Annotated in this window: 13 protein-coding genes and 1 other annotated feature; all 13 genes read right to left on the bottom strand. The window is 28.0% G+C overall.

Going from position 1 to position 16,507, the window contains the following annotated elements:
* Window positions 1–183: 183 nt before the first annotated feature.
* On the bottom strand, window positions 184–966 hold the full coding sequence (locus ACTG47_RS04130) for a prepilin-type N-terminal cleavage/methylation domain-containing protein (RefSeq protein ID WP_169469518.1): 783 nt from the start codon (window positions 964–966) through the stop codon (window positions 184–186).
* Window positions 967–1,012: 46 nt separating this feature from the next.
* A complete protein-coding gene (crcB, locus tag ACTG47_RS04125) occupies window positions 1,013–1,384 on the bottom strand; it encodes a fluoride efflux transporter CrcB (RefSeq protein WP_207716280.1) in 372 nt (123 codons plus the stop codon).
* Window positions 1,385–1,425: 41 nt separating this feature from the next.
* Window positions 1,426–2,598, bottom strand: coding sequence for a tRNA uracil 4-sulfurtransferase ThiI (gene thiI, locus ACTG47_RS04120; RefSeq protein ID WP_479926223.1), 1,173 nt, complete (start codon window positions 2,596–2,598; stop codon window positions 1,426–1,428).
* Between the two features lie 48 nt (window positions 2,599–2,646).
* The gene (locus ACTG47_RS04115) at window positions 2,647–3,798 is read right to left on the bottom strand and encodes a cysteine desulfurase family protein (RefSeq protein ID WP_479926222.1); all 1,152 of its coding nucleotides are present in this window, start codon (window positions 3,796–3,798) and stop codon (window positions 2,647–2,649) included.
* Between the two features lie 633 nt (window positions 3,799–4,431).
* Window positions 4,432–5,154, bottom strand: a complete 723-nt coding sequence (locus ACTG47_RS04110) for an amino acid ABC transporter ATP-binding protein (protein WP_479926221.1) — start codon at window positions 5,152–5,154, stop codon at window positions 4,432–4,434.
* 58 nt (window positions 5,155–5,212) lie between these two features.
* Entirely contained in the window at window positions 5,213–5,890 is a 678-nt protein-coding gene (locus ACTG47_RS04105) for an amino acid ABC transporter permease (protein WP_169469528.1), read from the bottom strand.
* 27 nt (window positions 5,891–5,917) lie between these two features.
* A complete protein-coding gene (locus ACTG47_RS04100) occupies window positions 5,918–6,733 on the bottom strand; it encodes a transporter substrate-binding domain-containing protein (RefSeq protein ID WP_169469530.1) in 816 nt (271 codons plus the stop codon).
* Window positions 6,734–6,958: 225 nt separating this feature from the next.
* Window positions 6,959–7,169, bottom strand: a binding site (T-box leader).
* Window positions 7,170–7,535: 366 nt separating this feature from the next.
* On the bottom strand, window positions 7,536–9,602 hold the full coding sequence (locus ACTG47_RS04095) for an ATP-dependent helicase (protein ID WP_479926220.1): 2,067 nt from the start codon (window positions 9,600–9,602) through the stop codon (window positions 7,536–7,538).
* A gap of 76 nt (window positions 9,603–9,678) precedes the next feature.
* The gene (locus tag ACTG47_RS04090) at window positions 9,679–12,708 is read right to left on the bottom strand and encodes an EAL domain-containing protein (RefSeq protein WP_479926219.1); all 3,030 of its coding nucleotides are present in this window, start codon (window positions 12,706–12,708) and stop codon (window positions 9,679–9,681) included.
* Between the two features lie 52 nt (window positions 12,709–12,760).
* Window positions 12,761–14,221 (bottom strand): extracellular solute-binding protein, encoded by a 1,461-nt coding sequence (locus tag ACTG47_RS04085; RefSeq protein ID WP_479926218.1) that lies wholly within the window; start codon window positions 14,219–14,221, stop codon window positions 12,761–12,763.
* A gap of 92 nt (window positions 14,222–14,313) precedes the next feature.
* The gene (locus ACTG47_RS04080; protein ID WP_479926217.1) at window positions 14,314–14,688 is read right to left on the bottom strand and encodes a hypothetical protein; all 375 of its coding nucleotides are present in this window, start codon (window positions 14,686–14,688) and stop codon (window positions 14,314–14,316) included.
* A gap of 180 nt (window positions 14,689–14,868) precedes the next feature.
* Entirely contained in the window at window positions 14,869–15,609 is a 741-nt protein-coding gene (locus ACTG47_RS04075) for a flagellar motor protein MotB (protein ID WP_479926216.1), read from the bottom strand.
* A 21-nt stretch (window positions 15,610–15,630) separates the two neighbouring features.
* Window positions 15,631–16,419, bottom strand: a complete 789-nt coding sequence (locus ACTG47_RS04070) for a motility protein A (protein ID WP_479926215.1) — start codon at window positions 16,417–16,419, stop codon at window positions 15,631–15,633.
* Window positions 16,420–16,507: the final 88 nt, after the last annotated feature.

The following is a 16,507-nucleotide window of genomic DNA, read 5'->3' as shown; positions in this document are numbered from 1 at the left end:
CCTTATAATTAAATTTCTTTATACTCTTATTATAATTATTTTTAGTTTACATGTGAAGGATTTAAAATAGTAAATATTCAGTAATCATCCTATATTAATAAAATATTTAAAATAAAATCTGGTATTAACTAACCATGGAGAATATTATTCTATAGTTAATTAATACCAGTAATATATGCTATATTAATTTAAAGGAGCCCAGCCAGATTTAGTATGGATTTCTTCCTTTAAATCTTCCCATGTTTTATTTGCTACAGAAATACCACCTTTACCTTTATACCATTTAGCTTCATCATAATCATAAATTAAAGAAGCATACCAATTACCTTTAGTTGAAGTATTTGCAAATACAACTACACTAGCTTCATTTGTATTAGGCTTATTTGCATATGGTTGTATATACAGTGGCTCTTTTCCTAAATCATACTTTTTCTTAAATTCATCTGGAATTGTAGGCCAGCCATTCTTATACTTATTATCCAACAAATAGTTTCTAAAGTCATCATTATTTTTTGAATTTCCTGGTATTATAGAAGAGTCTTCTGCAAATGATGCAATTAAATCTCTCATACTTTGATATACATCCCTAGCCATTTCAACACCATCTGGATGTTCTGTACAAGTAACATAAACTTTTGCAATACTTTCATCACCAGTTATTCCATCATAACCATCATCAAATTCTGCTGAATATGTTCCACCTGATTTACACTTTGGCTCTGTTTCAAAGTATTTTCCATCTTTATTTTTTAATACATCTTTTATAATTTCATTCTTGTCTTTACTTGGTTCCTCAGCCATTGCAATAACAATTTGAGTCTTTATATTCTCTCTATTTGAAAGACATGTAACCGCCTTACTTTTTTCTATATTTCTAAATAGTGCTGGAACTGCGACTATAACTAAAATTCCTATTATAGATATAACTACCAATAATTCAATTAGTGTAAAACCCTTTTTATTCATAATAATCATTCCCATTAAATAAAATTATAGTATTTACTTTAAAATACTACATATTAACAAATTGTCTACATAAAGTTCTTCCAACAAAAACTCCTAAAATACTTAATGTTAAATTTAAGAATATATTTAACCCAAATAACATATAATTGCCACTATCAAAAAACTTTACATTCTCAAAACTAAAAGTAGAAAATGTAGTAAGTCCTCCCATTAGACCAGTTACTAAAAACAATTTTAAATTATCAGAAATATAATCTGTTCTTGTACTCATTTCCATGATAAAACCAATTAAAACTCCACCCATAACATTGACAATTAGAGTCCCAAATGGAAACTTAGCTCCTGCAAATCTTAAAGATATTAAATATCTTAATATAGCACCAGAAAATCCACCAATACCAACACACAATATTTGCATCACATATAACACCTCCCCCAAGAAGGTAAATCACTTGTACATTAAAACTCTATATCTTCAACCTCTATTTTATCAAGTGCATCCTGTACTAATCTATCAATATCAAGTGCTGTTTCAGATTTTTCTATTTTCTCTAACCTAGGTTTAGTAACAGGCTTTCTAGGAGAAAATACACTACAACAATCTTCTTCAGGAATTATAGATGTTTCAAAAGTTCCTATTTTTTTGGCTATATCGACTATATCTGATTTATCCATCGCTATAAGTGGTCTAAAGACTGGTAAATCTACAACAGCATTAGTACAAGTAAGACCTTGTATAGTTTGAGATGCAACCTGACCAATACTTTCACCTGTAATTAAAGCATCACAATGTCTTTTTTCAGAAAGTCTCTGTGCTATTCTCATCATAAATCTTCTTGAAAGAATAGTAGCTTCTTCTTCATTACAATTCTCGCCAATTGCTTTTTGTATTTCTAATATGTTAACTTTATGAAGTCTTACTCTACCACAATACTTTGCCAATATTTTAGCTAAGTCTTTAACTTTTTCTTGTGACCTTTCGCTTGTAAATGGATAACTATGGAAGTGTACTGCTTCTACTTCCATTCCTCTTTTTGCGACCATCCATGTTGCTACTGGACTATCTATACCTCCTGATAAAAGAGACATAGCTCTACCATTTGTTCCAAGTGGTAACCCTCCATATCCAGGTATAGTATCACTATAGACCATAGTATGGAATTCTCTGTATTCACATTTTATTTTAACTTCTGGATTTCTTACATCAACATTAATCTTATCTCCTACCTTTGATAATAAGTATCCACCTATATCCATACTCATTTCTTGAGAAGTCAATCTAAAAGATTTATCTCCTCTTCTTGACTCTACTTTGAATGTTTTATACCCAGCTTCTATTTTTTCCTCTAACATTGTTAAAGCTATTTCTTTTAATGTATCATAATCTTTTTTAGCTCTTACTCCAGGGCATACACCCACTATTCCAAATACTTTTCTAACTTCTTCAATTACTTCTTCATAATCATAATCTTCTAAATCAACATATATTCTTCCATATTCTTTATATACATTAAATTTGCCAATTGGCTTTAACATATTTCTTATATTTCTTATAAGTCTATTTTCAAATATATATCTATTTTTTCCTTTTACTCCAATTTCTCCATACTTTACTATTAATATATTATACACCATTTCACCTCTTAAACTAATTTATTCTCATTATTTATACTGTATTCTTTACTTTCTTTTCATTATTGACCTTAAGTCACAAATTGATTCTTTCAATACTTCTACAGCTTCTGATATTTCTTCTTCTGTATTCATATCAGATAAACTAAATCTTATTGTCCCATTTATTTCTTCATTTGTAAGACCTATGGCATTTAATACATGTCTCCCTTTCTTCTTAGAAGAACATGCAGAGCCAGTTGATACATAAATACCTTTTTGCTCTAAGTAATGAAGTAACACTTCTCCTTTTGTACCTCTAAATGATATATTCAATATATGACATACACCATCTTCTGGAGAATTAATTTTTATGTCTTCTATATTACCAACTATTTTATTTTTAAATACATCTTTTAAATTATTTACTTTTGAAATAACTGCATCTAAATCTTTATTCAGTATTCTGACCGCTTCTCCAAGCCCATATATACCAGGTACATTTTCTGTTCCAGACCTAATTCCAATTTCCTGTCCTCCACCTGTTAACATAGGTTTAAGACGATTATTTTCCTTTATATACATAAATCCAATTCCTTTTGGACCATGAAATTTATGTGCACTCACGCTCATAAAATCTATATTGTATTTAGATGGTCTAAAATTAATTTTTCCGTATGATTGAATAGCATCCACATGAAAATATATCTTTTCTTTTAAAGACTTCAAATACTTTCCAACCTCATCTATTGGTTGTATAGTTCCTATTTCATTGTTAACATGCATCATACTTACTAAACATGTAGTTGACTTTATTGCATTTTTTAAATCTTCTATATTTATCTTTCCATCTTTTCCGACCTCTAAGTAAGTTATTTCAAAACCATCTTCTTCTAAATCTTTCAATGTATTTAAAACAGAAGGATGTTCTATATTAGTAGATATTATATGATTTTTTCGCTTTTTATTTAAATTTGCAATTCCTCTTATTATAGTATTATTGCATTCTGTACCACCTGATGTAAAATAAATCTCCTTTTCTTTCGCTCCTAGAGATTTAGCTATAACCTGTCTTACTTCTTTTATCCCTTTTTCAACTTCTACACCTTTTCTATGAACAGAAGAAGGATTTCCATAATCCGTACTAAGTGCATAAACCATTTTATCTATAACTTCTTGATAAGGTTTTGTAGTTGCGCTATTGTCTAAGTATATTTCCAACTTAATTACACCTACCTTTATTTAAAATCTTCAACTCTAACTATTATACCACTAATTATAGTATTTTTTTTGTTAATCTTTATTAAAAAGACAATCTTAAATTTACAAAATATTCTTTCATAAAAAATTAGTTTTTTCACTTTATCATAAAGTTTTATAGTAAAATACAATATACTTATACTATATCCTACAAAAATACGTTATAAAATACAATATATGATAAAATAATATATTATATAAAATAAATATATTATATTATACATATGCTTATTTTTACTATAAAAGTTGATTTTATAAGTTTACTTGTTATAAAAATAACTTTTATAATTTATATCAAAAAAAATATTGATTTTTGTGTCGCATTTTGTTATAATAAATTAAGGTTATCCCCCTGGTAACCCTAGTTAGTTAATATATCTATTCCCAATACCCTTTCATAAGGATATATTTTATATTTATTAAAAATCGGATTGATAACGGAAATTGATTCGGTGGAAAAAAAGAGCTTACCCCGAGCTCTTTTTTTCTGCAAAAATTTAGTAAAATAAGATTAATATAATTTAAAATTACATTAATCATCATAAAAAAAGGATGTATTGAATTTCTAATATCAATAACATCCTTTTTTATATACTATAATACTTTTGCTAAGAATGATTTAGTTCTTTCATGTTTCGGATTTCCGAAAACTTCTTCTGGAGTATTATCTTCTAGTACGCTTCCTCCATCTATAAAAATAACTCTATCTGCAACTTCTTTCGCAAATCCCATCTCATGCGTTACAATTGCCATCGTCATACCTTCTTTTGCAAGCTCTTTTATAACATCTAAAACCTCGTTTACCATTTCTGGGTCAAGAGCAGATGTTGGCTCATCGAACAACATCATATCTGGTTCCATAGCAAGAGCTCTAGCTATTGCTATTCTTTGCTTTTGTCCTCCAGATAATTGTGATGGATAGGAATCTTTTTTATCTAAAAGACCAACTCTACTTAACAAACCTTCTGCTTTCTTTTCTGCTTGTTCTTTTGTCATCTTTTTTAATTTAATTGGTGCTAATGTTATATTATCTAAAATAGTCTTATGTGGGAACAAATTAAAGTTTTGAAACACCATACCTATATTTTGTCTAATTTCATCAATATTAGTTTTTTTATCAACCAAATTTTTTCCTTCAAATATTATATCTCCACCTGTAGGTACTTCTAGTAAATTCATACATCTAAGAAGTGTACTTTTACCAGAACCACTAGGCCCTACTATAACCATTATTTCGCCTTTAGCGATTTCTAAGTCTATATTTTTTAATACATTTAAATCTCCAAAAGATTTACTTAAATTTTTTATTGTAATCATATTATCACTTTCCTTTTTACTATTCTATGTTTTCCCTAAATGCTAAACACGCTCTCATCTAGTTAGACACAGATAGTTTCTTTTCTAATAATCCAACTAATCTTGATAGAGTAAATGTTATAACAAAGTAAATTACCGCTGCTACTATTAATGGCTCTAATGCTTTGAATGCTGCATTTTTTACTATATCAGCAGTACGCATTATTTCAACAACTCCTATTACAGAGATTATTGAGGATTCTTTTACAAGTGTAATAAATTCATTTGCTAATGAAGGTAGTATATTTTTTATAGCCTGAGGTATTATTATATATCTCATAGTTGACCAGTAATTTAATCCTAATGATCTACTTGCTTCCATTTGTCCATTATCAACTGATTGTATACCTGATCTAAGTATCTCTGCTACATATGCTCCAGAGTTTACTGATAATGCAAATGCACTAGCTATAAATTCACTTGGTATACCAAATAACATAGGGAATCTTATTCCTAATTGAGGTAATCCAAACCATACTATATATATCTGTACTAATAATGGTGTCCCTCTTAAAATCTCAATATATATTGATGATATTGCTCTTAATACTTTGCTCTTGGATATTTTTGCCATACAGATAATTATACCTATTATAAATCCAAAGCATAATGCCACAAGAGAAATTCCTACTGTCACACCTGTTCCTTCCAGAAAAGAAGTTCCAAATCTACTTAAAAAACTAAAATCTAAACTCATAATTTCATCTCCCACATAACTTTCTTACTAATTTGAAGCAGCTTCAGTAGATGCTTCATTTAAAAATTCTTCTATTTTTTTACCATCTTGTAATTCTTTTATCTTTTTATTTAGTAATTCTATAAAGTCTTTATTGTTATCAGCTTTTTTGATTGCTGCTGCCATACCTTCTGTTACATCTTTACCAACTTCAGTATTTGCCATTTTGATTCCATCATATTTTTTAACATTTATTAAAGAAACTGCTTCATTAGTAACAACTGCATCTATGTTTCCATTTTTTAATTCTGTAATTAAGTCAGGTATTGCTTTTAAAGATTTAGTAGTTGTCATTTTTAGAGTATTAACTACATATTCTTCTTGGATACTTCCTGCTTGTACTCCAACTTTAAGTTTCTTTAAATCATCTTCAGTTTTTACTTTATCTATATCTGCATCTTTAACTATAACTGCATTTCTACTTAAATAATATAACTCAGAGAAATCAACACTCTTTTCTCTTTCTGGTGTTGGTGACATACCTGCAAGAACTATGTCAACTTGGTCTGCATTTAAAGCACCTATTAATCCATCAAATGACATATCTTTAATTTCAACTTTTACACCAAGCTCCTTTGCAAATTCTTCAGCTAACATTACATCGAATCCTTTTATTGAATCTTTACCATCTACTACTTTATGGAATTCAAATGGTGGGAATTCTGCACTAGTACCTACTACTAATTTTCCACTTTCTTTTATTTGCTCTAATTTTGTTTTCTCTTCTCCACCACTACATCCTACTAGTGATAAAGTTAATCCTAATACTAATCCTAAACTTAATAATTTTTTAAATACTTTCATTTTAATTACCCCTCTCTTTTAATTATAATTTCCCTCAAATTTTACTACTTTAATGTTTCAAGTTACAAAAAAAGTCTCTCAGTCTTTAATGACTAAGAGACGACTTTACCGCGTTACCACTCTTATTGATAAATACTTTTACAACTTTCAAAATTTGTGAATGTTAGCTTTTAAGCTATATGGATATTTTGATTTTTAAATCAAAAAAGTCCCTTAGCTTTACAGCTAAGAGACGAATTATATCCGCGTTACCACTCTTTTTGATAAGTAAGTACTTATCCTCTCAATCCCTTAAGGCGGGCAAACCAATTATCATACTAAAACTTCTGATAATCTCCTCCAGAGCTCTCTTCACATAGATTTCATTGCTAGGCTTACACCAATCCCTAACTCGCTGTAAATCCATATATGCTACTTTCTCTATCACTGGATTTGTTTCCTTAAATTGTTAATACAATTGTACTTCCTTATAATATTTTTGTCAATAAGTTTTTTATTTTTTTAATAATTTTATTTATAAATTACTTAAACTCTACTACATATATTTAGTGATACTCCTTAGATAACCATAAATAACATCTTTCATATCTATTTATATTCTTTGTATAATCATAAATAACATTTTTCATATTTTAAGCTATTTTTTTAATAATATATTTAATCTTTATTACTCTTTTTTAATACTTATAAATAATATATTTTATATCTATATTTTTGCTTTTATCATACATAAATAATATAATTATTACTAACTAATACCTCTAATAATATATTTTCTGTCTATCTAAGTTTTAATTTTAAATTAAATAATATACATTATGTTCTTCAATAAGCAAGTTTTCAAGTCTAAAATTCGTTCCCTATCTTTAAACTTTATTGTAGACATAATTCCATCTTTTTTAATTATTTCTCCTTCATGAAATTTTTTATGATATACTTTGTCACCTACACCAATACTGTCAATTTCTTTTTTAGTTGGAGATTTTATATCATTGATAAACAGTGATTTATCAACTTTTTTACCATATTTATTTAAGGTAGAGCTTATACATAATTTTTCTTCAGCTCTTGTAATAGCAACATACATAAGTCGTCTTTCTTCTTCTAATTGTTCTTCTTTCTTCTCTTCCTTACAAATATCATATGACTTTTCATGAGGTATTGTTCCTTCATTTACACCTATAATATAAACATTTCTAAATTCTAATCCTTTTGCACTATGCATAGTTGTAAATATGACACCATCAGTCTGCTTATTCTTATTATTTTCCATTAACTCAGTCTTTACTCTATCAATATGCTCTAAAAACTCTGTTACAGTATTAAAGTTTGTAGCTGAACTTTCAAGTTCATTCAATATCTCTACAAGACCATTTGTCTTTATTTTTCTATTACTACAATAATCTAAGACATATCTATCATAATCAAGACTAGTTCTAATATAAGATATTGCATTTTTAGGATTTAAAGTATTTAAATAACTTAAGTCTATTTCTAAATCAGTTATTGTTTTGATTTGTTTAGGATGAAGATTACATTTGTTTATTAGTGCTGTTATAAAATCTTTTTCATCCTTAACCATATTTACACTATCTTTAGATATATATCTAAATGGCTTATTTATAATTCTCAACCAATCTTTATTTGAATTTGGATTAATACCTATTCTTAAATATGCTAGTATATCCTGACTTGCCCAATGGTCATATATTGTGATTACTGAATCTTTCACTACAAAAGGAATCCTCATATCCATAAATACATCCACTAATGCTCTTGACTGTATATTGGTTCTATAAATTACTGCAAAGTCTGAATATTCTACATAATCTTTTTTTATTTCGTCAATTATTTCCTTGGCAATATGTAAAGCTTCCTCCTCTGAATCATGTGGACAAATATAGCTCACACTTCCTCCACTACCCTGACTACACTTAATGATTTTTTCATATCTATTTTTATTTTTTTCTATAAGTCTATTTGCAGTATGTACTATCTCACTTTTAGACCTATAATTTACATCTAATATTATTTTTTTAGTATTATTGAAATATCTTTCAAATTCCAACAAAAAGTCTGGTCTTGCTCCTCTAAAACCATATATACTTTGGTCTTCATCTCCAACAGCAAATATATTGTTTAAAGGATTAGAAATTAACTTTAAAACTTCAAACTGTACTTTATTTATATCTTGAAATTCATCTATCAGTATATATTTATATACATTCCTAACCATCTCTAATGCAGACTTATTGTTTAAAAGCAAATAATAAGTTTTTATAAGCATATCATCAAAATCAATTTTATTAACTTTAGATTTTTGTTCTTCATATAAATTATACACCTTCAAAAACTCATCTTTTGTCAGTACCTCTGAATTAAAGTCATTTTTATCCATAAGTTCATTTTTTACATAAGAAATTTCATTTATAACTTGCCCTACATTCTCATCATCATCAGCATTTTCTATATTTAAACTCTTTAGTATTGCCTTGATTGTTATTCGCTTTGCTTTCTCATCAAATATGCTATCTAAATTGTACCTTTCAAAGTACCTTAGAATCTTAAAAAATACAGAGTGAAAAGTACCATAAGTTACCTTATTAAGCCTTATATCATCACTTAAACTTAAAGCTCTATTTTTCATCTCTATTGAAGATGCTTTGGTAAAACTTATTGCTAAGATTCTTGTTGGTGCTATGTTCTTGTTTACTACCATATTGGCTATTCTATATGTAATTACTCTTGTCTTACCTGAACCAGGCCCTGCAAGTATCATGCAAGGCCCATCTATATGTTCAACTGCTTCTAATTGATTTTCATTTAATTTTCTTATATCTATATTTGTTGTGATTATTAGCTCCACCACCCTAATTTATAATTATATTATTTTCTTTTTAATTATAAACCAAAAGTTCATAAAAATACATGTAATTTTTCCTCTATTAAATCACACTATTCCTATTTTCATGACACATTTTGAGCTCTTTTTTAATTTCATCACTTATATCTTCAGGTACGAATGATGGTTTACTAATATAATATCCCTGCATATAATCTGTTCCAAGATTAATTAATGTCTCCATCTCACTTTTAGTCTCTACACCTTCCGCTATTACTTTAATATTTCTTTCATTAGAGTATGAAATAAGATTTTTTAGTATTTTCTGTCTGTCTTCATCCTTATCAATACCTCTTACAATAGACATATCAATCTTTACGTAATTTGGCATTATATATAATAATACGGCCTCTCCATTGTAACCTGTTCCAAAGTCATCCAAAGCAATCTCTATATTCCAATGATTTATATAAGATTTCTTTTTCTCAATAAAATCTTCATTAATTTTATCATTTTCTGTTATTTCTAATACAACTCTATTTAAATAATCGCCATATAAATCCTCAATTTCTTCAAAATCAACTTTTGATAGGTTATTATTTGGAATAGAATTTAAAAATAATTTACAATCTCCAAACTTCTCTTTGTATCTTTTAAATGATTTAAGTGCTTTAAACCATGTAATACGCTCAATTTGATACAACTTAGATTGTGAACGAGCCAATCTAATAACATCCACTGGAGAACTAAAAGTTTTTATTTTAGGTCTCATAAGTGCTTCATATGCAAAAACTTTTCCTTCACAACCTACAATAGCTTGAAATGCATATTCAACAAGTTGTCCATCAATCAATTTATTTAACTCTTCTCTATTACTCAATAAGAATGAATCCTTATTATATATATTAATATCAAATTCACTGACTTCACCCTTGATTGTATTTTTAATTTGATACATAGCAAAATCTGCATATCTCATTAATTCGTCATAATTACTTGAATCATAAGGATACCAAGAAATTCCAGCTGATGCCCTTATTTTAAATTCTGTTCCATCATGAAGTTTTAATAATGTATTACTCATTTGTATCTTAACAGAATTAATAATATCTCTTATACTATCTTTACTTTCATATCCATATAGAAATACATAAAACTCGTCACCTGAAAGCCTAGAAACTATACCATTCCATGATATAAACTTTTTAAGTATACCTGCTGCACATCTAATGTATTCATCACCAGCATCATGTCCATATGTATCATTAATATATTTTAAATTATCTAAGTCCCACATAACAAAGGCTGCTACCTTAAGTTCATCTTTGTTTTTAAATTTTTCTTGTATCTGTGAGTAAAATGCTCTTCTATTTAAAAGATTAGTTAAAATATCAAAATCTCTTTCATATTCTATTTTCCTTTTCTCAACAAATTCTTTTGTGACATCAACAACAACACCGAGAACTTTTATCTCATCTTCAACAATATTTAGTCTTACCCACTTAGACTTTTTATCTTCAGATTCAAATTTATATATATATGTATTTTCCGTTTCATAACTTTCTTGTAAATATGTATCTAGCTTTTTCAATTTTTTAAGGAACTTATCTTTTCTCATATAACCATATTCTCGAAATCCTTTTTCTGTAATAAATACATTAAAAAATCCTTTTGTACAAAAAACATTATCTGTATTTTTATATAATTCAAAAGCTCCAATAGGCATATCTACCATCTCAATAATCTGTGACAATTTTGAGGAAGAGTCTGCCACATTAGCACTGAGTAGCTCTATAGCAGAAGATAATTCGTCTATTTCAGATATATTTATTTTATCAAGATTTACTGGTTTTGATGGGTTACTATTTCTAACCTTTTTAGCCAGAAGAACAATTGGTTTTGTAAATAAACTTGACGCTATATAAATACCTACAAGTCCTATTGCTAAAGAAATTGCAATAGAAATTATAACCAACCTCTCAACTCTTTTTGAAAAAGACAAAAGACTTTTTTCTTCAATAATTCCCAAAAGAGCCCAACGTTCATTTTCAAATGGAGTATTAGAATTATATAAATCTAGATATTGTACACTAGCATAAATATTGCCAACACTACAATTTTCATCTTCATCTTTGATTTTATATATATTCTTATAAGATTCTTTCTGCTCTAAATTAGAATGTAAACCATCCCAAAACTTTTCTTTTAATGAATATCCATTTGAAACTACATTTTCAAATGCCATGTCATCATTTCTATCCACACCTAAAATATAATTACCTTTTTTATTTCCATTTATCTCTGCATATGGTAATAATTCACTCATATAGTTTATACTTAAATCTATTCCAAGTACTCCATACACAGTTCCATCTTCATAAATAAGAGGAACTGAATATGTCATAACCTTATCACCTGCATTTGTTAATAGAAACTGGCTTCCCCAATATCCTAAATTAGAACTTGATACATTTGGATTATCCAGTGCTGCTCTAAATGGCTTATAAAAAAAATTATCTCTTTCCTGCTTATTTTCACTTTTAAATGAAAATTTTGGAGCCCAATAACTATCCATAGATATTCCAAAATTTCTTGCTATATCTGATGACCCTCTCTCAATTAACAAATCAGAATTATCATTTGGACTAAATTTAGGGTCTAAATCTCTTATGTACAATCCAGTCTTACTTGTTTCACCTTTACTATTAATAGAATCATCTTTAATGTTTTTATTACTTAAAACTATAAAAGAACCTGTAACAGAATTTTTTCTCAAAAGATATATCAAATTGCTTGATATATTTTTTATAATCTCTTTGTCAATTTCTTCATTGTCACCTACATCCTTGATTGAAGCATTATTTTCACCCAAGACTTTTTTTACAGACGAATTAATTGCGGATTCCGTTTCACTTGTTTTTGACCATCTTTGTAACATCTCATTTTGTATATAGTTTTTTCGATTAATTACTCTTTCATTTAAAATGTCAAATGAATTGTCATTTAACTTCTTAATAGTTCCTCCCCATAAAATTGTGGCACAAAATAAACTTGTTTGAATTAGCATAACAATAATTAGGGGAAATATCATCTTTTTCATTATTGAATTATTTTTTTTTAGATTGTTTTCCATACTTATTCCACCTATACCTTTGTGCATGTCGACACACTAACCGCCAATTCACCTACTCTTTTGTAACATTTTCAAGCTCAGCCTTAAAGTCTTTAAACCAAGTTTCAAAATTCTTATCATTATTAAATTGTGCTACTGCATCCTTTTTAGAAGTTCCATTTTTTATTAATTCATTTATTTTATTTAAATCTTCTTTAGCTTTGTCAAGCATTGAATATTCAAGAACTTGTCTAGCTTTAGTTCCACCATCAAAGGCTTTATTAGTATATAAATTACAACTATTAATTTGTTCAATAGATGAAACTAATGAGCCTTCAACTTTATTTGATACCTTTAAATCATCTTCTTTCATAACTTCTTTTATAATATCTAAATCATTTGTTTTTTTCTTTACTGGCAAGTATCCAGAAGCAATAGAGAATTTTATATTAGGCTCTTTATCTGTAAACCATTTTAAGAATTCCACTGATGCATATTCTTCTTCTTTAGTAGATTTTGTTACAGCCATTCCTGCACCTTGTTGTACAGCGTATTTTTCTTTATCTTTAAAACGTGGAGCTTGAAAAATGGATGTTTCAATATTATAACTCTCATTGTCATTTAACATTACTCTATCTGGGAAGTATGCTGCTCCTGAGCTAGAACCAACAAGAGCCAGTATATCTCCTGTTTTTGCATCATCAGAACGAAACTTACCATAAGATGCAAAATATCCATTTATATATGGTACATAGAAATTATCCCATAATTTCCTCATAACTTTTTCATCAACATTTAATGTAACCTTTCCATCTTTAACAGAAAAAAGTTCTACTCCTAATTGCTTACTTCCTATAATAATATAATTTGCTAAAGCATCTCTTCCAAAAAATGCTTTACCATCGTTAGGCTCTTTTGTTAAACTATCTGTCCATTCATAATATTTTTTTGATATTTCTGTTAATCCCTCTATTGTTTTTATATCATCTATATTTGAATTTGTAGCTTTGGCGAATTTATCCCAATCAGTCTTATTTATCATCAAAATCTCGGTTGATTTTGCAATTGGAAAAAGTTTAAACTCATCATTAGGGTTTATTCTACCCTCTTCTACATATTCTTCTATATACTCATTTAGTTCATCTTTACTTATATATTGGTCCATATCCACTAGTAATCCTAATTTGTCCATTTCATAGGCAGTATCTGAGTATGCTGCAAATATATTTGGTACCTCTTCAGAACCAACCTTTTTATTCGCAGAATCTAAAACCTTTTCTGACAAATCAACCACATTACCTTGACTAAACGCTTCAACAATAATTCCTTTTTCAGCACCTATAGTGTCATTAAATTCCTTAACAAGCTTATCAAAAGCCATTTTTTGCTGTCCATTATAATAATGCCAAATTTCTATTGATGTTGGATTCTCTGGGTCTAGCTTATAATTATCTTCCTTTTTTAAACTACATCCTGTAAGTAATAAAACAATCATTGATGTGATAATTAATTTTGCAAACTTACACCTATTCATAAAATCTACTCCTTCAAATTTATAAAATTTATAATAGCATTAAAACTGCAACTTCACTATTTATATTAATTATAGAACGTTTACTGATATATTTAAACAGGATTAACAACATATTTAAAAGCAATTAAGAAACATATAGTTACAAATATTGAAAATAAAGCCTTTACATAATTTTTATTTCTAAATGCACCAAACGATACTAGACCTTGCTGTATAGCTACTGTAATCACTAAAAGTATCATTATTACATTAAGTTGAACTAATTTAAATAAATAAAGCAAAGAAAATATTACTAAAAGGACACATAATACAATACTAGACTTATTGATAATATCATCAATTTTATCTACTTTTTTAGAATTTTTATTAGTTTCTTTTAATTTTTCTTTATTTAAAGTCTCAACTTTTTTGTTATACCTTTGTCTTGTTTTATCTTTATACTTTGTGTTTTTATTCTTATTACTCATTTGTTCCCTCACCCTCTATTAAAATTTTTTAAATTGAGTTTTTTATCATCTAAACATTTATATATTTAAGATACCATATATTCTTCCAAAAAGGTAACTTACTGTTCATCTATTTTTAATTTTTGCATAAAAAAACTATCTCTTTTTAGAAATAATTCTTTACTGAGATAGTTCATTTAACTATTTATTTTCACCAACATTTTCTACATTATCATATTTACTATCAACTAAAACTATATCAACTCTTCTATTTTTTGACCTACCATCTTGAGATGAATTTTCTGCTATTGGCCTGAATTCTCCATACCCTACAGCAGACAACTTATCTGGTGCTATACCTGCATTGTCAATAAGAAGTTGAACAACATTAGTTGCTCTCATAACTGATAAATCCCAGTTTGATTTAAACTCAGAATTTTTTATAGACATGTTGTCTGTATGACCTTCTACCCTTATGTAACTATTCATTTCATTTAACATCTTACCTATTTGAATAATCTTATCTCTAGAATTATTCTTTATGACTGCTTTTCCAGTATCAAATAATATAGTATCTTTAAGACTTATTACCAACCCTCTATCTTGAGCCTTTAATGATACAGAATTAGACATACCATTTTCATTTAAATACTTCTGAATTTCCTCTCCAACTTTTTTAAATTCAGCATTTTGCAAACTATCTAAATTACTACTTCCTGGTTCAACTACTGGTTCCATTTGACTCTTACCACCTTCAATAACCCCAGAAGAACCACCAAACGCAGAATTTAGAGATTCAGATAATTGTTTATATTTCTCTGCATCAACATTACTCATAGAATACATTATGACAAAGAAAATCATAAGTAGTGTTATGAGGTCTGAATAAGTTAAAAGCCATCGCTCATTGTTTTCTTCTTTTTCATCTTCATCATGTAACATAAATATTCCATCCTTATTATATTATTCAGTTCTACTATCATTTCCTTCAAGTTCAATTAATTCCTTTGAATTTAAAAATATTTTTAATTTTTCTGTCATTAAATTAGAATTATCACCCTCAAGTATAGATAATATCGCTTCTATCACCAAAAGTCTTTCATTTATTTCTTGTTGATTTATAGCTTTAAGTTTTGATGCTACTGGTATCCATATTAAGTTGGCAGAACCAACACCATATAATGTAGCTAGAAATGCAACAGATATTTGAGGACCCAGCGCATCTGGATTACTCGAAAGATTACCTAAAATATGTACTAACCCCATAACTGTACCTATTATCCCCAGTGTAGGCGCAAATCCCCCTGCTGAATCGAATATTGATATACCTTCTTTATGTCGTTTTGATGTTATTTGTATCTGCGATTCCAAAATATTTCTTATAGTAGCTGCATCAACTCCATCTACCATAAGTTCAAGTCCTTTTCTAATAAAGGGGTCTAAGTCATCATTCTCACTTATTTCTTTATCAATGCTAAGAAGACCCTCTTTTCTAGCTTTGATTGCAATTTCTTTAAAATAGATTATATTTTCTACATTATTAGGTTTTTTATTTTTAAAAGCTAATAACATTATCTTTATTGACTTTTTAAACACAGGGAAGGGTGTTGAGGCTCCAACAGCCCCTATAGTTCCACCAAAAACAACCAGTGCTGATGAAAATACAAATAATGCTCCAACATGTCCTCCATCAATAACAAAAGCAACCACTAAAGATGCTATTCCCACTATGAAAAAAATTAAAGTTGTCATCTATTTCCTCCTTTCTCTAGTTCTTCTTTATAAATTACTTTTATTAATAGACACTACAAAAAGACTACCTTTTAACAAGAATAGCCTT

The organism is Clostridioides sp. LIBA-6622 (assembly GCF_056716095.1).
This window is presented reverse-complemented; position numbering and strand designations above follow the sequence as displayed.

What these genes read in the sequence shown, in the direction of transcription:
- ACTG47_RS04130 (WP_169469518.1), bottom strand. Translation starts at nt 966, where the DNA reads ATGAATAAAAAGGGTTTTACACTAATTGAATTATTGGTAGTTATATCT.
- crcB (WP_207716280.1), bottom strand. Translation starts at nt 1,384, where the DNA reads ATGCAAATATTGTGTGTTGGTATTGGTGGATTTTCTGGTGCTATATTA.
- ACTG47_RS04110 (WP_479926221.1), bottom strand. Translation starts at nt 5,154, where the DNA reads ATGATTACAATAAAAAATTTAAGTAAATCTTTTGGAGATTTAAATGTA.
- ACTG47_RS04105 (WP_169469528.1), bottom strand. Translation starts at nt 5,890, where the DNA reads ATGAGTTTAGATTTTAGTTTTTTAAGTAGATTTGGAACTTCTTTTCTG.
- ACTG47_RS04100 (WP_169469530.1), bottom strand. Translation starts at nt 6,733, where the DNA reads ATGAAAGTATTTAAAAAATTATTAAGTTTAGGATTAGTATTAGGATTA.
- ACTG47_RS04090 (WP_479926219.1), bottom strand. Translation starts at nt 12,708, where the DNA reads ATGGAAAACAATCTAAAAAAAAATAATTCAATAATGAAAAAGATGATA.
- ACTG47_RS04085 (WP_479926218.1), bottom strand. Translation starts at nt 14,221, where the DNA reads ATGAATAGGTGTAAGTTTGCAAAATTAATTATCACATCAATGATTGTT.
- ACTG47_RS04080 (WP_479926217.1), bottom strand. Translation starts at nt 14,688, where the DNA reads ATGAGTAATAAGAATAAAAACACAAAGTATAAAGATAAAACAAGACAA.
- ACTG47_RS04075 (WP_479926216.1), bottom strand. Translation starts at nt 15,609, where the DNA reads ATGTTACATGATGAAGATGAAAAAGAAGAAAACAATGAGCGATGGCTT.
- ACTG47_RS04070 (WP_479926215.1), bottom strand. Translation starts at nt 16,419, where the DNA reads ATGACAACTTTAATTTTTTTCATAGTGGGAATAGCATCTTTAGTGGTT.